The 19,931-nt window shown below is 60.1% G+C and carries 14 protein-coding genes and 2 pseudogenes; 8 read left to right on the top strand and 8 right to left on the bottom strand.

Features of this window, described 5'->3' with window-relative positions; genetic code table 11:
* Positions 1 to 101 precede the first annotated feature (101 nt).
* The 6 genes and pseudogenes from CF161_RS03015 to CF161_RS02990 all read left to right on the top strand — a co-directional run.
* Positions 102 to 1,289 carry an efflux RND transporter periplasmic adaptor subunit gene (locus tag CF161_RS03015; RefSeq protein WP_020295080.1) on the top strand — a complete coding sequence of 396 codons (1,188 nt, stop codon included), beginning with the start codon at positions 102 to 104 and terminating at the stop codon, positions 1,287 to 1,289.
* Complete coding sequence (locus tag CF161_RS03010) at positions 1,286 to 4,396, top strand: efflux RND transporter permease subunit (protein WP_020295079.1); 3,111 nt, start codon at positions 1,286 to 1,288, stop codon at positions 4,394 to 4,396. The genes CF161_RS03015 and CF161_RS03010 overlap by 4 nt, the downstream gene beginning before the upstream one ends.
* 297 nt (positions 4,397 to 4,693) lie before the next feature.
* Positions 4,694 to 5,125, top strand: coding sequence for an SUMF1/EgtB/PvdO family nonheme iron enzyme (locus tag CF161_RS31765; protein WP_020295078.1), 432 nt, complete (start codon positions 4,694 to 4,696; stop codon positions 5,123 to 5,125).
* Positions 5,126 to 5,742: 617 nt separating this feature from the next.
* Positions 5,743 to 6,576 (top strand): EamA family transporter, encoded by an 834-nt coding sequence (locus CF161_RS03000; RefSeq protein WP_020295077.1) that lies wholly within the window; start codon positions 5,743 to 5,745, stop codon positions 6,574 to 6,576.
* A 664-nt stretch (positions 6,577 to 7,240) separates the two neighbouring features.
* Positions 7,241 to 8,284 carry a S9 family peptidase gene (locus CF161_RS02995; protein ID WP_043228495.1) on the top strand — a complete coding sequence of 348 codons (1,044 nt, stop codon included), beginning with the start codon at positions 7,241 to 7,243 and terminating at the stop codon, positions 8,282 to 8,284.
* Positions 8,285 to 8,523: 239 nt separating this feature from the next.
* Positions 8,524 to 8,865 (top strand): annotated as a pseudogene (locus CF161_RS02990) (tyrosine-type recombinase/integrase); the annotation flags it as partial.
* Positions 8,866 to 8,955: 90 nt separating this feature from the next.
* Here the strand turns inward: CF161_RS02990 and CF161_RS02985 are convergent.
* Positions 8,956 to 9,321: a helix-turn-helix domain-containing protein gene (locus CF161_RS02985; RefSeq protein ID WP_020295074.1), complete on the bottom strand. Its 366-nt coding sequence runs from the start codon at positions 9,319 to 9,321 to the stop codon at positions 8,956 to 8,958.
* A gap of 82 nt (positions 9,322 to 9,403) precedes the next feature.
* Here CF161_RS02985 and CF161_RS02980 point away from each other — a divergent pair, with 82 nt between their 5' ends.
* A complete protein-coding gene (locus tag CF161_RS02980; RefSeq protein ID WP_020295073.1) occupies positions 9,404 to 10,492 on the top strand; it encodes an alkene reductase in 1,089 nt (362 codons plus the stop codon).
* Positions 10,493 to 10,503: 11 nt separating this feature from the next.
* On the opposite strand, the pseudogene CF161_RS32745 reads toward CF161_RS02980, so the two are convergent.
* The 3 genes and pseudogenes from CF161_RS32745 to CF161_RS02970 form a co-directional block, all read right to left on the bottom strand.
* A pseudogene (locus CF161_RS32745) lies at positions 10,504 to 10,662 on the bottom strand (IS3 family transposase); the annotation flags it as partial.
* A gap of 387 nt (positions 10,663 to 11,049) precedes the next feature.
* Complete coding sequence (locus CF161_RS02975; protein WP_020295072.1) at positions 11,050 to 11,259, bottom strand: hypothetical protein; 210 nt, start codon at positions 11,257 to 11,259, stop codon at positions 11,050 to 11,052.
* Positions 11,260 to 11,646: 387 nt separating this feature from the next.
* Positions 11,647 to 12,687, bottom strand: coding sequence for an NADP-dependent oxidoreductase (locus CF161_RS02970; protein ID WP_020295071.1), 1,041 nt, complete (start codon positions 12,685 to 12,687; stop codon positions 11,647 to 11,649).
* 433 nt (positions 12,688 to 13,120) lie between these two features.
* Between CF161_RS02970 and CF161_RS02965 the strand changes: the two genes are divergently transcribed.
* On the top strand, positions 13,121 to 14,056 hold the full coding sequence (locus CF161_RS02965; protein WP_020295070.1) for a helix-turn-helix transcriptional regulator: 936 nt from the start codon (positions 13,121 to 13,123) through the stop codon (positions 14,054 to 14,056).
* A gap of 98 nt (positions 14,057 to 14,154) precedes the next feature.
* On the opposite strand, the gene CF161_RS02960 is transcribed toward CF161_RS02965, so the two are convergent.
* The 4 genes from CF161_RS02960 to CF161_RS02945 all read right to left on the bottom strand — a co-directional run bounded on the left by CF161_RS02960 (position 14,155) and on the right by CF161_RS02945 (position 19,876).
* Positions 14,155 to 17,085, bottom strand: a complete 2,931-nt coding sequence (locus tag CF161_RS02960) for a DUF4132 domain-containing protein (protein WP_043228491.1) — start codon at positions 17,083 to 17,085, stop codon at positions 14,155 to 14,157.
* A gap of 30 nt (positions 17,086 to 17,115) precedes the next feature.
* Entirely contained in the window at positions 17,116 to 17,556 is a 441-nt protein-coding gene (locus CF161_RS02955; protein WP_020295067.1) for a hypothetical protein, read from the bottom strand.
* A 149-nt stretch (positions 17,557 to 17,705) separates the two neighbouring features.
* Positions 17,706 to 18,098: a hypothetical protein gene (locus tag CF161_RS02950; protein ID WP_020295066.1), complete on the bottom strand. Its 393-nt coding sequence runs from the start codon at positions 18,096 to 18,098 to the stop codon at positions 17,706 to 17,708.
* Positions 18,099 to 18,145: 47 nt separating this feature from the next.
* Positions 18,146 to 19,876 (bottom strand): FAD-dependent oxidoreductase, encoded by a 1,731-nt coding sequence (locus CF161_RS02945; RefSeq protein ID WP_020295065.1) that lies wholly within the window; start codon positions 19,874 to 19,876, stop codon positions 18,146 to 18,148.
* Between the last annotated feature and the right edge of the window lie 55 nt (positions 19,877 to 19,931).

The following is a 19,931-nucleotide window of genomic DNA, read 5'->3' as shown; positions in this document are numbered from 1 at the left end:
CCTGTACGCCGTTCCTTCTCCAGTGAAAACTGGAGCTGCACCGGTGTGCGCAAAGCCTTTGTGCTGACACGTTTTTTCGGATTACCTCAATGAAAACTCCGATGAACTCGAACCTCGTCTCTGCGGGTGCGCCACGATCTCACCGCCTGTGGCTTGGGGCGGGAGCATGCCTGCTGCTGGTCAGCTTGGGAGCATTGCTGCTTTGGCCTTCCGACGAGCCCGCAGCCTCCGTTGTGCCCCCGCTGCGCGTCAGCACAGCCACGGCAGGTCCAGCGATGCTCAATCGTTCTGTACAGGTGAATGGAGCACTGGTTGCCCGCGAGGAAATCGCCATCAGTTCATCCGTGCCGGAACAGCGTGTGGCAAAGGTGAATGTGGAGGAGGGCGACAGTGTCCAGGCGCAACAGTTGCTGGCTCGCCTGGAAACCCAAGGGCTGGACGCGCAGGTTCGCCAGGCGCAAGCGGTATGGGCACGTGCGCGTGCTGCAGTTGGTCATCAGGCAGCTGTCACTGTTGAAGCACAAGCCACTTTCAAGCGCATCGAGTCGCTGGGGGAGAGTGGAGCGGTCAGTGCGCAGCAGGTCGATGAGCGTCATGCCCAGGCGGATTCAGCAGCGGCCAATCTGCGAGCTGCGCGTGCAGAAGTTGAGCAGGCGCTCGCGCAACTTGCCGACGCTCGCCACCAGCGCAGCAAAGCTGATATCCGGGCACCTTTTGCAGGTGTCATCGTGGAGCGTATGGCACGTACCGGCGCGTTGAGTGGTGGTGAGCCCATGTTCCGGCTGATTCGAGAGGGGGCCATCGAATTTGAAGGGGAGGTGGCGGAAACCGATCTGGTCGATATCACACCCGGGCAAACGCTCAGCGTCCGGATTGCCGGGATCTCTTCTCCCATGACGGGCACGATTCGACGGGTAGTCCCCAAGGTTGATGCGCGATCCCGACTCGGTCGTGTGCGCATTGAGTTGGGCTATTCGCCTCTGCTTCGCGTTGGCACCTATGCCCAGGCGACGTTGGTCCTTGCGCCGCACAAGCTCGACGTGGCGCTGCCGGCTCGGGCGTTTTCTATCATCGATGCCCATCGGGCCTGGGTGATGCGTATCAATGATCAGGGGCTCATCACTCGTCAAACAGTGGCAACCGGTCGGCGCAGTGGTGACTTACTGGAGATTACCTCGGGCTTGCAGGCCGGCGAGCGTGTAGTCGCGAACGCATCTGCGTTTGTGCGCGAAGGCGACGTGGTGATTGCCTCCGCTGCTCCTGCGCCGCTGATCGAGGAGGCGCCATGAGCTTCCAGGTATCATCCTGGGCGATTCGGCGGCCCATTCCCACGCTGGTTCTGTTCTTCCTGTTGGCTGTTGTCGGCATCAGCGCGTTCGTGCGCCTGCCCATCAACGCCAACCCACGTGTGGACTTTCCCGTCGTCACCGTTGCTGTCACCCTGCCGGGAGCCGCGTCGAGCGAGTTGGAAAATACCGTCACCCGCCGCGTGGAAAACGCCATTGCCGGGCTGGCCGGTATCCGGCACATGAGTTCAACCCTGAGCGATGGCACTTCTCTGACCACGGTTGAATTTCAACTCGGCGTCGATCCTGACCGTGCAACCAATGACGTGCGCGAGGCCGTCACCGTGGTGCGCCCCGAGTTCCCGCCAGCCGTGCTGGAACCGCGCATTTCGCGAGTAGATGTCGAAGGGGGCGCGATCCTCTATTACGCAGTCGACTCCGCTGAACGCAGTACCGTGGAGCTTTCGTGGTTTGTGGACGATACCGTCAGCCGAGCCTTGCTCGCGACCCCTGGTGTTCAGCGTGTGCAGCGCATGGGGGGCGCGGACCGAGAGATCCGGATTGAACTCAAACCGGAGCGGCTTGCCGCACTCGGCATCAGTGCCGAACAGGTCAACACACAATTGGTACAGGACAATGTGGATGTGCCTGGCGGACGTATCATTATCTACGGCCGCGAACAAGCCATCCGCACGCTAGGGAGCGCCGCAAGCATGGAGGCGCTAGCGGCCCGTCCGATCTCACTGCCTGGGGCGCGGTGGGCCACTCTGGCCGACCTCGCGACCGTGCACGACGACAGTAGCGAGAATCGGGAACTTGCCCGGTTGAATGATCGAGAAGTTGTTGGTTTTGCCGTTTATCGGGCCAAAGGCTCCAGTGATACCGTGGTTGCTCAGGGCGTTGAAGACACCATCGCCGGCCTCCAACGAAGCTATGGCGATCTCAAGATCCAACAGTTCGCCTCCACGGTGGACTACACCCGCGCCAGCTACAGAATGTCGATGATGACGTTGTTGGAAGGTGCGGGCTTGACCGTTATCGTGGTGTTCTTTTTCTTGCGCAGCTGGCGCGCCACCCTGGTCGCGGCCATCGCGCTCCCGTTGTCGATCCTGCCGACATTCGCCGCCATGGCGTTGCTGGGCTACACCCTGAACAGCATCACCTTACTGGCCTTGACCTTGGTTATCGGCATCCTGGTCGATGATGCGATTGTCGAAATCGAAAACATTGAGCGTCATCTGGGCATGGGCAAACGCCCGTTCCGTGCCGCGATCGATGCCTCCGGTGCGATCGGCTTCGCAGTCGTTGCCATCACCGCGACCATTGTGGCCGTGTTTCTTCCGGTCAGTTTTATTGGTGGCTACATCGGACGTTACTTCACACAGTTCGGCATCACGGTTTCCGTGGCCGTGCTGGCCTCTATGTTGGTCGCAAGGCTGGCAACACCGCTTCTCGCCGCCTATCTGATGCAGCCGAAGGCTGATGTGGGTTCAGTAGGTCATGGCCCGCACGCCCAACCAGGCAAGTTGATGGCGCTCTATCTCAGATTGTTGGACTGGTCACTTCGGCATCGCCGTATAGCACTAGGGAGTGGGGGGGCGTTCCTTTTCAGCTCGCTTCTTTTGATTCCTTTGCTCCCCACGGGGTTCATGCCCGTGAGCGATCTGAGCCTTACGCAAGTCAACGTCGAGCTGACCCCGGGCACACCACTGGCTCAGACCGACGAGAAGCTCCGAGAGGCCGGCAACCAGATCGCCCGGCGCGAGGAAGTGAATGCGGTATTCACGCTGGCCGGAGGACAGGATGCAGCGGGCGCGAACGATGTCACCAAAGGCATGCTTCTGGTCCGCCTCAAGCCTCCGAGCGAACGGGAGCTGGATCAAAAAGGGTTCGAGCAATTGTTGCAGCAGGATCTGAGTCAACTAGACGACATGCGATTCACATTCCAGGGGGGAAGCGATGCGCGTGATGTTTCCATCATCCTCCTCAGCGCGGATCCTGCAAAACTGTCAGAGACAGCGAACGAGCTTCAGCGACAAATGCGTGGTGTTGCAGGCATTGCCAACGTTCAGGTCAACGAGCCGCTTGCTCGCCCGGAATTGTTGATTCAGCCGCGTCTGCACGAAGCAGCACTGGCGGGAGTCTCCACGTCCAGCATCGGCAACGTCGTGCGTATCGCCACACTCGGCGAAGTCGATGCGAGTTCTGCTCGATTCGACCTGGCTGATCGACAGGTACCTATTCGCGTCGTGCTGGATGAGCGCTCACGCAGTGACCTGGCGACTCTTCGAAATCTGAGCGTTCCAACCGATGATGGCAATAGCGTTCCGCTTCATGCCGTCGCCACTCTCGGCTTCGCAGATGGGCCCGCGCGCATCGAACGCTTCGACCGTCTTCGGCGGGTGTCGGTGGACGCGGACCTGAGTTCTGGCTCCACCCTGGGCGATACCCTCGACAGCATCAATACCTTGCCTGTACTGCAGGCGTTGCCTGACGGCGTGCGTCGCGTTGAATATGGTGACGCCGAGTACATGAACGAGATGTTCGACAAGTTCGGTGTGGCGATGGGGTTTGGCATCCTGATGGTGTATGCCGTCCTCGTACTGTTGTTCAAAGATTTTCTGCAGCCCATCACGATCCTGGTCGCGCTTCCTTTGTCCATCGGCGGCGCCATTGCAGGTCTGCTGCTCTATGGCGCAGCACTGGACCTTCCCGCGATGATTGGCATTTTGATGTTAATGGGCATCGTCACGAAGAACTCTATTCTTCTGGTCGAGTTCGCCAATGAAAAACGCCGGGAAGGGGTTTCGCGCCGAGACGCACTTCTGCGGTCGGGAGCAGAGCGTGCCCGCCCGATCATCATGACCACCATCGCCATGGCCGCCGGCATGGTGCCCGCGGTCCTCAGCAGTGGCGCCGACAGTGGCTTTCGGGCGCCCATGGCGATCGCTGTGATCGGGGGATTGATCACGTCGACCGTCCTGAGTCTGGTTTTCGTGCCGGTGGTGTTCACCTATATGGACGACTTGCGAAGGTATCTCGCCCAAAGGTTAATGCGATTGACCTCGGTCACCGAGATGGATCGCGAGGAAAGCGATTCCCGGGTGTGATGTCAGGCCATACCACTAGAGGAAACTCGCTCCGCACAGCTGAAATGCAAAGCAGGTGCGACGAGTGTCTCGGTATGGATCAAGGTTCGCAAGGACGGGCTCGCCAATACCAAAGCGGCTGATCTGCAGCAGTGCACGCGCTAGCACGTCGGAAAGACAGGTGCGCTTCAACGGTTGTGCGTTGGCAGCGAAATCAGGCCAGCGGTTCGGGCTTGCAACTCGAGCGAGTCAGGGAGCCAATTTTAGTTAGCGTTCGTATGTCTCAACTCGCAAAGCTCTCATGGAGAGAACAACTTAATGGATAAAGTGTTGCATGATCGCCGTTCATGGCCGCCAACGATGATCAATATCCCGGGCGAGCAAGCAAGTGTTAAAGACGAAGCGGCAGGGATTCGATGGGCAGCGGATCTTCCTCCGTATCGCATCGGGCGTTATCCGATAACGGCGTGGCAATACCAGCAACTCGTCAAGGATTTCGCGGTCCCTGATGGGGAAGGCGACACCCCAAAAGTTGAGGTGTCGTGGCTGGACGCGATCAGTTTTTGCAACCAAATCTCCCTGCAGCAGGGGCTTACGCCGTGCTATCGCACGACGGTCGACGGGGAAGTAGAGTGCGACTCGGCAGTCTACGGCTCATATCGGGTGTTTCACGGCGGAGGCGGGTGCGATCCGGCATCATGGATGCCGAGCTTCTTGCCGTCGGAAGAGCCACCCCACCTACCGCATTGATGACGTTGGTTTTAGGCTGGCTCAGTCCGTTTGTAACGGCCCGGTTATGCGTAGTGGAGAGCCAGAACTTTAGAGGTCGAAATACCTGGCCTGTGCTGTAGGCATGCGCCGTATTGAATAGGGTGACACCGAGTACGTGAACGAGATGTTCGACGCTCATCCAAGTCGTGCGCGTCCTGCGTGACCCAGTGTCGCGCCGGATCGGTGCCTTTGTGGATTTTCTGATCGAGCAATGGCGGGAGGCGCGATGGGATCGTTGACGCGATTCTCAAGTACTGACGCAGCACGGGTATCGCCTGGCTACTTAGGGTCATGGCCCAGCGTTGGCACACAAGGCCGTCTGCACCGCGGGTCGCGCACCTACCCGCTTTGCCGACTCAGGCCGTTGGCTCGTGCCATGAAAGTCGGCAAGAGCGCACAAATCGAAACCTCTTTCCGGGGTGGTGCTCTGGCAGCAACACCCAGGAAATAGCACGTCACGAGTACCGTATGGAGCCGCCCATTTGCGTTGGGCAGCAACGCATACAGTCGTGAGCTATGCCTGCAGAAAAGTGCTGGGGCATACTCGCAGCGGTCCATCTCGACGACGCTGACGTGATTCCACAGGAACCCCATTTATGAGCTTCGATGTGTTCTCGATCATTATGCTTGGCGCTGCGCTCCACGCCACTTGGAACGCCGTAGTCAAAGGTGGTAGCAACAAGTTGCTGACCACCTGCATGATCACGTCCATCGCCGCCCTGATCGCGTTGGCCGTCATTCCGTTTTTGGAGTTGCCAGCGAAAGAGAGTTGGCCTTTCATTGGCACATCGGTGATTTTGCAGGTGTTTTATTTCGTGCTCGTTGCCTCGACCTACCGAATCGCCGACATGAGCCAGGCTTACCCGGTCATGCGGGGCGCCGCGCCATTGCTGGTGGCAATGCTGAGTGTGTGCCTGCTGTCCGAATCGCTGTCGCTGCTTGCCTGGGCCGGCATCGCGGTCATCTCCATCGGTATCCTGAGCATGGCCGCAATGCCTTCGCCGGGGCAGCGAAAAGGGTTGGTCCTTGCGTTGATCAAGGCAGGGGTGATCGCCGGTTACACCCTGGTAGACGGCCTGGGCGTACGCAAATCCAACGCTCCGGCAGCCTACACGCTGTGGATATTCCTGCTGACCGGGATCCCCCTGGTTGCTTGGGCCCTGGCTAATCGGCGCAGCGAGTTCCGAGCTTACGTAATCCGACACTGGCGCGTTGGCGTGGTTGGCGGATTCGGCACGGTGGCGTCTTACGGCTTGGCACTCTGGGCGATGACGGCGGCACCGATCGCTACGGTGTCAGCCCTGAGGGAAACCTCAATCCTGTTCGGCGTGGTGATCTCGGCGCTGGTACTCAAGGAACACCTGACCCGCGTGCGCATTGTCTCCGCCTGCATCATTGCTGCCGGGGCGATGCTATTGCGATTGGGCTAGTAGGTCGGGACACAGCGAACACTGCGTGGAGTGCGACCCGATCGTCGCGATGCACTGGAGGCAGCACTAGACGTGCGGTTGTCCGTGCACTCCACCCGCGGGTAGGCGGCGACCGACGTTTGGCCGCTATCACGTCCTGCCACTGTTGCAGACCTGCGACACGACACCGCCGCGTGGAGCTGCTGCTCAGACCTCTGTTCGACACCGAGCGCTGACGAGCATGACAGGGGCTGGTCACGCGCTGCCCGTCGACGACGGGGTGATGCGTTAGGCTGGTTTTGGCGGCAATGTCCCTTGCGCTCGAACGAACAACCCTGTCCTTCCCCGGCTGAGTCCTGGCCCAGCGCTGCTGGCGACAGTCAACGTTTCTCCAGGCCGTCTCATTCCCATAGACGAGGGGTTCGGCGGCAACGTATTATAGACTAATCACTTAGTCTATTAATAAAGGAGAAGTAACGCAGTGCTACCAACAGCGACCGCAAACATCTGTCCTAAGCCACGGCGACCGTCAGCCTGCTATCTACTTTGGGGAGTTGGCTGGCTGACGTGAAGATGCAGGGAGGTATGAGGTTGGACGCCTCGATTTTCGCTTGATTCATTGATGTATGACGACACAAGCGATTAAGGCGTTGGCTGTTATTTTCGGTGCGGATTCGAGGTCAGGATGTCAAAAAAATTTATGATTCTGGGTGTCGCTAGTGTCGTTGCGATACTTCTAGGATTGGCTGTATTCGTGTTCCAAAACTTATCTGACATAGAACTCAATGATGCTCGGGTCTCTACGTTGAAGTTTCGGGCAGGTGGGGCGGAGTTGGTCGGCACGCTGGCATTGCCCATGAATGTTCAATCGGCGCCCGTGGCTTTGATCATTCATGGTGATGGCCCTGTGGATCGCTTCGCATCCGATGGATACTTCCCGCTCGTTAACAGCCTTCTTGATGCTGGGATAGGTGTCTTTACCTGGGATAAACAGGGTGTAGGGGAAAGCAGTGGGAATTGGCTCAACCAGTCGATGTCGGATCGTGCCACGGAAGCCGTGGCTGCACTGGCACGAGTGCGCCAGGAAAGTGGCGTAGCAACAAATAAAGTAGGCTTTCTTGGTTTCTCCCAAGGGGGATGGGTCATACCGCGGGCTGCGAGTGAAGGGGATCCCGACTTTTCGGTCATTATCGGCGGGGCGGTAAGCTGGCGCCGGCAGGGCATGTACTACACCAGGTTGCGATTAGCGGCCGAGGGGCATACTCAAGATGAAATTGACGTAATCGTACGGGAGGAATACGAAAAAAATGACGAGGTATTCGGCAATCCCAATGACACATACACCTCTGATGCTTTTCCAGATATGGACCGCCCCCATTTCAACTTCGTTATGAAAAATTACAACGAAGACGCGACGCCATCATTGAAAATCATGAAGGGGCCGGTTCTGGCGGTTTGGGGGGCTATGGATTTGAATGTCAATGCAGCCGAAGACTCGAACGTCTACAAGGAGTTGTTTTCTGGCGACAGGGACAGGCAAGTTATCGTTATCCCCGATGCCACTCACGGCCTGTTGAGAGCAGGGCTGTTTAATTATCAGTTGGTATCGCAATGGCCGATATGGAAGGAATATCTGTTCGTGGCTCTCGGGCGCCGATCATATGCTCCCGGCACCTTGGACTTTATTAGTGACTGGATCAAATCTTCGTCATCGAACGACCAATCGTAAGTTGGCAAGAGGACAGCGGGAAATTGATTTGTTTGTAAGCGTCCGGGGGCACACCTTTGGATGGATAAACCAGTGTGCTAAACAGATCCGCTCACTGTCTTGTAGGTGGTGATATCTGCGGGGCTTCATGTGCAATGGAATGTTGCCGATCACTGATGCTGATTAAAGGCTGAGCAGTGAGAGGCTAGTCATCGCTGTTGTAAACTGCGGTGAAATATCGGTGGGTGGAGGCAGTCCAGTTCGTGCACCGGAGCGACCTAAGTCAGCGTATTAGCGAGAACACCTTGAATGGAGCATTGCGTCGAATGGGGTATGCCGTCCAACTGACCGGGCATGGGATGAGGGCGACGATTTCGACGGCGCTTTATGAGATTGGCTACCCCAAGGTATGGGTCGATGCGCAGCTTTCTCGTGCGGATCCGGACAAGGTGAGTACGGCCTACAATCACGCGGAATGCGTCGAGCAGCGCCGGACCATGATGCAGGATTGGGCGAATAGATTGGACCTTTGGGGGCAGGGGAAACCAAAAGCAGCAAGTTCTCCGCTGACTATTCGTTTGGAGGGCGCAGCTTCGCTGCCCTGACTGGAAAACGCGAAGGGTACTGTCCTGGGCTCAAGCTGATCCAGCAACGTCACCCAGTGATACGAGGGTGGGCGAGCGGAGGGTCTTTCACTCACGCTCTGACTTGGAAATGTTCTTTTCGGCCCACTCCACCATGGCTCGCATCACCGGCAGCATGTCCTGGCCTGCCAACGTAAGGCTGTAAGTGACATGGGGAGGCACTACTGGTCTGGCTTCGCGCGTCAGCAAGCCGTCGGCCTCCAACTGCTTGAGTTGCTGGATGAGTACTTTCTCGCTGATGCCGGGCATGCGCCTACGCAGTTCGCTGTAGCGCATTTCTCCAAATGAGAGCTCATAAAGGATGACTGGTTTCCAGTACCCGCCGATGCGTTCCATCACATACGTGACAGGGCAGACCTCGAGCACAGCCTTCTTGTTTTTCTGGACAGTGGAGCGTTCTTTGATGGTTGTCATGGTACACACTCTGGGGTAAGTACTTCCCAAAAGGGAAGTGTAATCCTAGAGTCATGGCCTAACCAACACAGAGTTAACCGCCATGAGCGCTTCCCTGCTTTTCACGCCTTTTCAAGTCGGCGCCCTAACCCTTCCCAACCGCCTGATCATGGCACCGATGACGCGCAGCCGCGCTCAGAGCCCTGGCAACGTACCGGCCCCTTCCGCCGCGATCTACTACGCGCAGCGAGCCACTGCAGGACTGATCATCAGCGAAGGCTCCCAAATTTCGCCCCAAGCCGTGGGCTACATCGATACGCCCGGCATCCATTCGGCCGAGCAGGTAGCAGGCTGGAAACTGGTCACTGAGGCGGTACACGCAGCCGGTGGGCGCATCTTTCTGCAGTTGTGGCACGTGGGGGCGGTCTCACACCCTTATTTTCACAATGGGGCCCTGCCGGTGGCTCCCTCCGCCGTGAAACCCACGGCCACCGCCTACACGGGTAATGGCATGGAGGAAGTGCCCACGCCCCGGGCCCTGGAAACCCACGAGGTGAAGGCCATCGTAGAAGACTACCGTCAGGCCGCAAAAAATGCGCAAGCCGCCGGCTTCGACGGCGTCGAGGTTCACGGGGCCAACGGCTTCCTCATCGACCAGTTTCTGCAAGACGGCACGAACTTGCGCGCCGACGAATACGGCGGCAGCCTAGAGAATCGAGCCCGTTTTGCCCTCGAAGTGGTGCAGGCTGCAGTGGACGTATTTGGTGCAGACCGTGTCGGCTATAAGATGTCCCCGAGTGCGAACTTGGGCGGCATCTCTGACGCTAATCCACGGGCTACCTTCAGCTACCTCGTTGAGCAGCTTGAACGGTTTGGGTTGGCCTACCTGCATGTGATGGAGGCACTGCCAGGCCATTTCATGGCGCCGAAAGAGAGCAAGGAGCCGATAGCCCCCGCATTGCGCAAGATTTTCACCGGCCCTTTTATCCTCAACGGTGGCTACAGTAAGGAAACGGCCGAGAACGTCCTAGCTGCCGAGCAAGCAGACCTCATCTCGTTCGGAGTACCGTTCATTGCAAACCCAGACTTGGTGGCGCGCTACCGGACTGATGCCACTCTTAGTCAAGCTGAGCCCAGCACTTTCTACGGCGGTACGGACCACGGCTATATCGACTACCGCCCATCCGAGTGATCGTGAAGTGGTCAACTAACCCTGGTCACTACGTTAAGTTTTTCCTCGGCCTGAGTTGGGGCCAGTCCGTTGTTGAATTGGTGCGGTCTAATCCAGTGGTACCGATGCATCAGGTAATGACCGATGTCGCGGTGCGCTGCTTGAGCTGTCTCGTAGCCCACGGTCGGTATGGGTGAAATTCAATAGTCCAATAGCCTTGCTTGGAGTTACCTCTTTTTTGGCTTTTTAAACACCCCAGAAACAAGTCCGGAACTGAGTCTTTTCCTGTTTCGGAAAGAAAAGAAATTCCTTAGATTTCAACGGGTAGGACGCCAGATGCGAGTCTCGTTTCCCGCTCCAAGCATTAAAAAATGGATCTCTGAAAAGAGATCCATTTTTTTCGTCCAAAGAAAAGTCGTTCTCTGATTTTTGTCGCCGAGTTCTGAAAACACGCAGATCCAGTTTCGATGGGCGCGCTTTCATTGATATTTTGATTCAGGGCGGGCTGCGGCCCGTATCTGACCTGCTCAGTTGCACCCAGCCGGAGCGAGATCTGCGGCAGATCTCGCTCCGAAAGCTCACACCTTGACGTTACGCCCGGCTGGCAACGCCACGATCAATTCAATCAGCAAAATACCCGCCAGCAACAACACCGGAAGGTTCCAGTCTCCACTGTGTTGATAGAGCGCGCCGACCAACAGGGGGCCCGCGACGGCAATGAGGTCGCCCACGGTTTGCGCCATGGCTGAAATACGGGTGGCGGTGTCGATGCTGGCGGACTTTGCCACGAACAGGAACGTCCCCAGAGAAAGCCCGGCGCCTTGCCCGACGCCGAGTACCCCGACCCATACGATTGCGCTGTGTAAACCCGGGCTCACCCAACCCGCGAACACTGCAACCCAGACTTAACAGGATCAGCGCGAAAAACAGCGCACGCTCCTCGCCCAACCAGTGCCGTAACCTTACGCCGGCCATGGAGAACAGGCCCAGCAGTGCCAGGGGCAGGGTCGTCACCAGCAAGGTGGAGGTAAAGCCCAGTTGCAGGTTCTCCAGCAATGGGCCGACGGTTGTGAAGATCAATCGCAGGTTCAGCGACACCAGGATAAAACCGGCCCACAGCAGCCATGATTGCGCCGCGCTGGTATTGACGTGAGGCGAAACGGTTGAAGTCTCCATCACCCTTCAAGCTCCACCAGGACCAGGCTCTTGAGGTGGCCCGCACAAGCCTCCTGCAACGCCAGCGGTGCTTGGTCCAGGCCTTTGACCAAGGTGTGGGGGATACGAATGCCGCCGTCGCGCTGCCACAGCGCCAGTTGTCGTATCCAGGCGTCGAACATTTCTGGTGCTTCTTCGTCGGCACTGAAACCGCGTAGCGTCACCCCCCTGAGAATCAGGGGGAAGGTGTCCAGTTCGACCGGTGCCTTCAGGGTTGCGCTGTGGGGGTTGAGTTCCGCCGACACTGCTCCCAGCAGTACACAACGTGCACCGTGCCGGACCATCTCCAGGGCGGCCGCCAGTTGTTCACCGCCCACCATGTCGACGATAACGTCGATACCCTCTGGCGCCACGCGGGCCAGTTGCGCGCGGATCGGCTCACCTTCGCGCGTGACCACGGCGTCATAGCCCAGTTCGGCCTGCATCCACCGGGCTTTCTCCTGGTTGCTGGTGGTGCCGATGACCCGTGTAGCACCCAGTAGCCGGGCGATTTGTCCGGCCATGGAGCCAATGGCGCCGGCGCCGCTGGTGACGAAGACCGTATCGCCCGGACGAACGTGCACGGCCTTTACCAGCGCGGCGTAGGCCGTCCAGCCATGCCCGAGCCAGGCGGCAGGATCAACGACCGGGGCGTCGATGAGCGTGCATTGCCCGACCGGCAGCACCGCGTAGTCGCGCCACCCCAGGGGATGCATGACGAGGCTGCCGACACTCAGGCCGACCCCGGCACCGACTCGGGTCACCTCGCCAATGGCGCCATCGGCGAGGGTGTCGCCAGGTTTGAGGGGGGGAAAGGGAATGCCTTTGACCTCTTCGGCACCCGCTTCGGCCATCAAACGGGTCGAGATAGAGACACGAAACCAGCGGTTGCGCACCAGCACCTGCCCGGGGCCGGGTTCTGCAACCGCCGTTTCGACCACCGCGAAATGCTCGGCCTTGAGTTCCCGCGAGTGGTAACCGAGGAGTTTGACCTCCCGTGCTTTGAGTGTGTGTTCCGTCATGAATGGACTCCTGCGGTATTCATTTGATCGCTCCTGGGTCGGGCGTATGGAGGTGCTGTCGGTAACGGCTGGAAATTGACGAGGCGCCAAAGGCGCAAGGCGGGCACACATGGCTGATCGGCGCTCAACACCTGGCGTGGCCCGGCTTCAGTGGCCCGCTCGATGGGCGTCGGTTGAGCGAGGTGCTCCGCGCCCGGCGCCGGCAGGTTGCCGGCAGCAAACAAGGGCGGCACTACGACAACAGAGCCAAGCACCGTGTCAGGGAGATCATTCATGGGGTGGCCAGGGCCGAAAGAGGCGCTAATTAAGGTCGGGCCACTATAGAATCCCAATGCGAATAGATCTTTTTACAGGTTTAGGCGGTCCGGATTATCTGTTTGGCATTTCGCAGATATCCCGTCATTGGGGCAGCGCAACACAAGGAATGATGAGCATGAGCTATCGATTTTCCTCCACGGATAGGGCTGCACCTTCTCGCCTGGGGCAAACGCCTTGGCAGCGATCCCAGTTACCCGAAAGCCTGGGCACCTGCTTCACTGACTCTCTGACATTCGAGGATGGCCTGGCAGTGACCTACTCCCAGTTCAACCCGAACGTTGACCTGGTGGAGAGTGGGTCGTTTGAAGGGGAGCGTGCCCTGACGGTGGCGATCGCGCTGTCGGGACAGTCGAGCAGCACCGGCATGGACGGGCAGCGTTACGATTTCATCGGAGGCCACAGCACCGTCGCCACCTACGGCAACTTGCGCGGAGAGCGGTGTTATCCGGCCAAACAGGCGATCCGCCAGTTGCGCCTGGTGGCCAAGGCGCCGCTGCTGCAGCGGTACGGGTTGGAATACTTGCTCGAGGGCGGCGTCAAGGCGCTGTCGGCCAGCCGTTTATTCTGCGGCAGGCACGGCGCGGCCACACAAAGGCTGGCCAATTCATTGGTCCATTTGCACGACCAGGTTGGAGGTCTGCTCGATATCCACATTGCCGCGCTCGGGCTGTTGTCGGAGCAGATCCGACCGCTGGCGCCCGCGCCAACGTCCGTAGAGGACAGGGTCCGCTCAAAGGACCAGGATTTGATGCTGAGAGCGCGGGATATCCTGATCAGTCAGTTCGACCGGCAATTAACCGTGGGCTATTTATGCGCTGCGCTGAGCACCAATGAATTCAAGCTCAAGCAGGGGTTTCGCCAGGTGTTTGGCACCAGTCCTTACCGCATGCTGACGGATATCCGCATGGCGAAAGCCAGGGAGCTTCTGGAGTCAGGCATGTACGTGTCCACGGTGGCGTACAAGGTCGGGTTTCAACACCTTTCGAGCTTCAGCAGTGCCTTCGAAAAGTATTACGGGTGCACCCCCAAGTCATTGCGTCACGCCAAATGACACCGAAATGGCCACGGGGATTGCCAAAAACGCCAGGGGCACAGCGGCGATAAGCAACGATATGGAATCCAGGGCTTCACGTCCTGCATCAAGCCCCGTCAGCCGCCGTGCTGTATCTGCTCCAGTATCAGGCTGTCGGTGATGTTCATGTCGTCCAGCAACAGAAACATCTTGCTCAGCACCTCGGCCATTATCTTGTCGGTGTCGGCGAACGGCAGGTAGAACTCGGTGACGTTGCTGCTCGCGGGCACGATGCACAGGTAGTTGCCGGGTTCGATATGGATGACGGCACTGCCCAGATGAATGCGGTAGTTCGCACGCTGGCCGGTAATGTGCAGAAAGTGCCCGGCACATTCAACGTTTCGCAAGCCCAGCCCTTGGATCAACTCGCCGACCAGTTCGGCGCGTCGTTGCAGGGTTTCGTTGCTGGTGCTGTAGCCGTCTGCGGCGTGGGCCACGGAGACCAGTAGGTCGGCGTCACGCATGACTTCGGAGAACAGCAGCGGCGGTACGTGCTCAAGGGGGATGGCTTTCTGGTCGCGGTAGAACGCAATCGTGTCGAAGATAAAGTGCTCTGTTTCCGAGAGGTAATGGCCGGTTTCCAGAAAGTTGAACAGGGCGTAAATCCCGTGCTCTTTGCTCTCGTAATAGATGTCCTCGACGCTTGAGGTCGACCAGTTGCGGGCCTGCAGCAACCGCGCGGCGACGTTGCTTTTCAGGCGGTGGCCGGCAAATCGGTTGGACCACAGGCTGCTGTCTTTCTCGGCAGGGGTCAGCAGGTACAGCTCGCGAAAGGCCTGTTTGAACGGTTGCACGCGGCGATGGCTCACCACGTCTTTCTGCCAGGCCGAGAGTTGCCCTGCGCTAAACAGATGAAAGGGGTGAGCAATCCGCAGGGTTTTTGCCGCGGTGTGCTGGCGGCCTTCAAGGTCAGTCACCGTCAGCGTGGCGCTGTCGAGCCAGCCCAGGGCAGCGTCGTCGACCTGCACGATCAGTTGCTCCAGCAGCAGGCGCACCGCGGGCATGTTCAACAGTGGCTTCAGCTCGTCCAGGGCCAGGGTTTCGCCGCTGCTCATCATGGCTTCCAGGGTGCGGCAGAAGCGTGCGATCTGGTCCTTGAGCTGGGTCTGCTGGGCCTTGAGGGCGACGAAATCCGCGTGCTTGCGAATGGCCGGCGGTGCGGTTTTGAGCGTCTTACCGGCTTTGCGAATGTGCAAGGTGGGTGACAAACCGTCGATGACGAGCGTGACCTCGTAGCCATCGATGGTGGCGGCGGTCAGGGCGGATTCGGCGATCTGCGATTCCATGGCCCATTCCAGGCGCATCGCCGAGGGGTAGCCGGCGACCCGCGCCAGGTTTTCCAGCCCGGCCTGCACGGCGGCGTGGGAGTTGGCCTGACGCTCAGCGCCGTATTTACGCACCTCCTTGTGCAGTTTTTTCAGTGTCAGGTAACGCTGGCGTACGTCGTCCGCATCGGTGACAGGCAGCAGGCCATAGATGCGCATTGCCGCCTGGGCGTGGCGGGTCAGCTTCTTTTCCAGCGCCGGTCGACCGCGGCCCTGGTAGGCATCGAGCAGCACGCGCGTCTCGGGAAACGCCCAATGCGAGGGTTTGAGTGCCGCCAGGTACTGGCGCAAGTGCTCCGGGTCGGCCTCGGCCAGGGCCTTGTCCAGCAGGTAGCGGTCCACCACGCCCACGGTTTCATCCAGGGTATTGGGCAGGTCGCTGCCCCAGCCGGACTGAGGGGCCAGGGCAATGTTCAGGTATTCACGCTGGAAGGCCTGCAGGTCGCTCCAGCCGAGCGCGTCGAGCACCACTCGGCTGGCGTGTCCGGCGTAGGGCAGGGCGGTCAGCAGGGTATTTCTTGAAAAACCCCTCAGCGCCGCGAGCAGCTCAGGCGATTGCTCCCTGGGCAATTCCTGAAGCAATAGGAAGCGTTCGAGCACAGCGGCCGTATCGCCGAAGCGGTCGAAGAAGCCATCGGGGGTCATGCCCAGCCGTTCGACAACCGCCAGGGCCAGCAGCAACCAGCGGCTGTGATAGACCTCGACCGAACCCAGGGTGTCAGCCAGCCGCTCGGCGTTGTCGGGTAGCCCGGCCAGGGCGTTCTCGATATAACGCGCGGTGAAGTTGGCCAGTTCAGGAGGCACTGCGGCGGGTTCTTCTGTGTCGGGCTCATCGCTTTGCGACGACTCGTCATCGAGGTCTTGCTCTTGCGGGGCCTCGTCATCTGCATTGTCCTCGTCGAACGCTTCATCGGTGTACCGAGTCAGCTCCACATCATCGCTGCCCAATCCGACGGCGTCTGAGCAGAACATCATGGCGCGGCCCCAGGTCTCGACCGCCCGCACGAAGCGAGGGTAATCGAGGCGGCCCGCTGCCAGCAGGCCCAGAGCGATGCATTTGATATCCCGGTGCAGGTAGTGATACGGGTCGGCGACGGTGCGTTGTTCTCCATCAGGCGCTGAAGAGGGCTGGGTGCGGTTCCAGCTGCCGTCCAGCAACCATTCGGCGAAGCTCTGCCAGGCCGGGGTGGACGGGTAATTGCTCAGGCGATTGATGCAGGCTTGCACGTCCGGGAAGGCCCAGGCCTGGTCGGGGCTTCTTCGGTAATAAGCGGGGCCATCTTCGTCAGTGGGCATTGGATAGTCACTGTCCTCGAAGGCAAATTGCAGCATGTGCTGCAGTCGCGCGCAGATCTGCTGCATCGTGTAGGCATCCGGGTGAGCAGTGATCCACGCATCGCAGAGTTGATATTGCAGGCCATAACGTCGTTGATCGCGGTGGTCTTGCAGATCGTCCCAAACAGTGGGGAATACAAAACCATCCACCAGTGCCTTGGGCCCATCCTCGGGATGCTGCCTGACCCAGTCATCGGCTATGCGCAGAAGGTCGAGGTCTTCCCAGCTATCGATCTCGGATTCTTCATCGGTGCCGGGCTCGCGATAGGCATCCAGCGCTCTATCACAGAAGGTTCGCAGCGCAGCGAGGCGTGTGGCTTGTTCCGGCAGAGGACGGCGTGATGGCATGAGGGGATCCAAAGAAATGAGCGACGAGGGTCAACCGCCAATCAGCGGCACCAGGCGGATAAACGCGAGGGTGGAAGGGGGACTCAGTTCGATGGATTCATCGAGGCTTTGCAGCATGACGCCGTTGTGCAGAACGCGGAACGCGCGGGTTTCAAACCCCTTCAAGGCTCGCTCGACCTCAAACCCGACATCCAGCTCCGGAGGCGCGCTGGCCTGAGGCATGGCCACCGCGCCTTGACGGGCCTGCTGAAGAACGTCGCGCTCGCTGAGGTATTGGCGGTCGAGCACTTCACGCGCCGACAGGTGTTGCAGCCAGTGCTGGACCGACAGCGCGGCGATCTGTTGGGCCACGGTCAGGCGAATGAGCTCGGCGACCGTCAAGGTCGACGAGCTCGGTGTCAGGCTGACGGAGGGCAGCAAAGGCTCCTGGCGCGCGCCTTTGAGGCAATAGCTATGAACCACGAACTCCATGATGCATTCCTTGCAAGTCAGGCCAGCCGGGCGGATGGCGCCTTAGCATAGTCCTGTGGGCAATAAACGTCATCGCGCTTTATGGGGGAGCCGCTTGGGTCGGGAGCCGCGCGAAAGGCCCGGTGGGCCTGGGGCAGCGCGTTCAGGGTTCAGAAAAAATCAGCCATCGGCAGTGCGCTGTCCGTCGCAAACATGGACTCATAGATCGCTTCATGGGGGACGTCACGGGCCAACCAGGCGCTTGCGCTGTAGACCCGTGCCTTGTTGAAAAACCCCAGGTGCCTCTGGTCTCCGCGCTCGAACAATCTGAATTGCTGCTCTTCCATATCCGCGCAGAGTTCGTCGAACAGCGCGGGGTCTTTTTTCGCCAGCGCAATGACCAGCTCTGCCCGGTTGAGGCCGGCTTCGCTGGCTGCCCACAACACGATTCGAGTGGCCACCTGCCGATTTCTGCCGGGCAGGCCGGTGTCCAGTGCCTGTTGCACCTCGGGATAACGGCAGGCCAGGCGTGAAGGGATGCTCTTTTGCGGGGTCTGGCTCATCACGGGCTCCCGGAGGTTGTTTTCCGCGCTGGCGTTTTTCACCCTGACTAAGGCGCAGGTTGGCTGGTTGACGCTTGCTCAAGGGGGTGGCCGGCAAGCGTTTGCGCGGCGATGTAGCCAAAGGTCATGCCTGGGCCGAGGGTGATGCCACCGCTGGGGTAGTGGCCGTTCATGATGCTGTTCATGTCGTTGCCCACGGCAAACAGCCCCGGAATCGGCGCGCCGTGTGCGTCCAGGGCGCGGGCGCTGGCGTCGGTGTTCAGGCCGGCGAAGGTGCCGAGGCTGCCGGGCACCAGCTTCACGGCGTAGAACGGTGCTGTGCACAGGCCGCCCAGGGACGGGTTTGGCCCGTGCAGGACTTCGCCCTGGGCCTGGTTGTACAGCGACTCGCCACGCTGGAAGAGCGGGTCATGCCCCTGGGCCGCGCCGAGGTTGAAGGCGCTGACGGTGGCTTGCAGTTGCCGGGCATCGATGCCGCATTGGCGGGCCAGTTCGGCCAGGGTCTGGGCCTTGAACAGGTAGCCTGCGCGCACGTAGCGCGCGGTCGGAAATGGAAAGGGCCTGGACCAGCCCAGGCCGTAGCGGCGTTGGGCGCGGTGGTCGCAGATCAGCCAGGAGAGCGGGGTTTCTCCCGGCCCCGTGGCGGCAAACAGGGCGCACATGTAGTCGTGGTAGGAGTCGGCCTCGTTGACGAAGCGCCGGCCATCCTGGCGCACGGCGATAAACCCCGGTTTGGCGCGTTCCATCAGGTGCGCAAAACCACTGAAGCCGCCGTCTTCGCGGGGCACTTTCGACACCGGCGCCCAGGCGGCGGCATGGGCCAGGTCGGACACCACGCAGGCCCCGACGCGTTCGCCCAGGCGCAGGCCATCGCCAGTATTGCCCTTGGGGGCCGCGCTCAAATGCTCGCCGCCATTGACGGCATGCTGGAACAGGCGCGCGATGCGCTGTGGGTCGTGAGGAAAGCCCCCGCAGGCGAGCACCACGCCACGCCGGGCGCGGATCTCGACCCGGCGCCCGGCGGATTCGACGTGCGCCCCGACCACGCGCTCGCCGTCACGCAACAGTTCCCGCACCGGCGTATCAGCCAGCAGGCGCACCTTGCGATCCAGTGCGCTTTTGAGCAGGCGGGCCACCAGTGCATTGCCGTTGACCAGGTGCATGCCGCGACCATGGCGCAGCAGGTCGCGGGCGTGGCGCAGCAGGCGTTTGCTGGCGTAGAGCAATGAGGACGGCGACTGGCGGGCATTGAGCAAATGATTGAGGTCGGCACCGCCGGCGATGCCCATGCCGGCCAGGCTGATCAGGTCGAGGGGGCGGCGCAGGCGGTTGATCCAGGGCCCGAGACGGCGCCCGTCGAAGGGCTGGGCACAGACCGAGCGGCCACCTGCTGCGCAGCCTTGGCTGGCATGAAAATCAGGCATTTTGCTGCCGGAGAAAAACTGCACCTCGGTATGGCGTTGAAAAAACTCGACCATTTTCGGGCCCTGTTCGAGAAACGTCTCCACCCGAGGGTCGAGCACTGCGCTGCGCAGTTCATGCCGCAGGTAAATCCGCGCCTGCTCCAGGTCCTCGACGATACCCTCGGCGATGGCCAGGGGGTTGCGTGGAATCCACAGCCAACCGCCCGACCAGGCACTGGTGCCGCCGAACTGCGGCTCCTTCTCCACCAGCAGGACGTCGAGGCCCAGTTGCGCCGCGGTGACGGCCGTGGCCAGGCCAGAGGCGCCGGAGCCGACGACCAGAACATCACAAAACAGGGGGGCGCTGATGGACATAGGGATTACCGCGATAAGGACGATGAGGTTGGCCGCTGCCGATTGGAAGCGGCGC

The sequence above is a fragment of the Pseudomonas sp. CF161 genome (assembly GCF_000416215.1).
GTDB lineage: Bacteria > Pseudomonadota > Gammaproteobacteria > Pseudomonadales > Pseudomonadaceae > Aquipseudomonas.
Note: the sequence above shows the minus strand (reverse complement) of the source record. Positions and strands in the feature narration are given on the sequence as shown.

Bases quoted from the DNA above. Each gene is read 5' to 3' on its own strand.
- CF161_RS02970 (WP_020295071.1), bottom strand. From the start codon at position 12,687: ATGACGGAACACACACTCAAAGCACGGGAGGTCAAACTCCTCGGTTAC.
- CF161_RS02960 (WP_043228491.1), bottom strand. From the start codon at position 17,085: ATGCCATCACGCCGTCCTCTGCCGGAACAAGCCACACGCCTCGCTGCG.
- CF161_RS02980 (WP_020295073.1), top strand. From the start codon at position 9,404: ATGAGCGCTTCCCTGCTTTTCACGCCTTTTCAAGTCGGCGCCCTAACC.
- CF161_RS02985 (WP_020295074.1), bottom strand. From the start codon at position 9,321: ATGACAACCATCAAAGAACGCTCCACTGTCCAGAAAAACAAGAAGGCT.
- CF161_RS02965 (WP_020295070.1), top strand. From the start codon at position 13,121: ATGAGCTATCGATTTTCCTCCACGGATAGGGCTGCACCTTCTCGCCTG.
- CF161_RS03015 (WP_020295080.1), top strand. From the start codon at position 102: ATGAACTCGAACCTCGTCTCTGCGGGTGCGCCACGATCTCACCGCCTG.
- CF161_RS31765 (WP_020295078.1), top strand. From the start codon at position 4,694: ATGGATAAAGTGTTGCATGATCGCCGTTCATGGCCGCCAACGATGATC.
- CF161_RS03000 (WP_020295077.1), top strand. From the start codon at position 5,743: ATGAGCTTCGATGTGTTCTCGATCATTATGCTTGGCGCTGCGCTCCAC.
- CF161_RS02945 (WP_020295065.1), bottom strand. From the start codon at position 19,876: ATGTCCATCAGCGCCCCCCTGTTTTGTGATGTTCTGGTCGTCGGCTCC.
- CF161_RS02995 (WP_043228495.1), top strand. From the start codon at position 7,241: ATGTCAAAAAAATTTATGATTCTGGGTGTCGCTAGTGTCGTTGCGATA.
- CF161_RS03010 (WP_020295079.1), top strand. From the start codon at position 1,286: ATGAGCTTCCAGGTATCATCCTGGGCGATTCGGCGGCCCATTCCCACG.
- CF161_RS02950 (WP_020295066.1), bottom strand. From the start codon at position 18,098: ATGAGCCAGACCCCGCAAAAGAGCATCCCTTCACGCCTGGCCTGCCGT.
- CF161_RS02955 (WP_020295067.1), bottom strand. From the start codon at position 17,556: ATGGAGTTCGTGGTTCATAGCTATTGCCTCAAAGGCGCGCGCCAGGAG.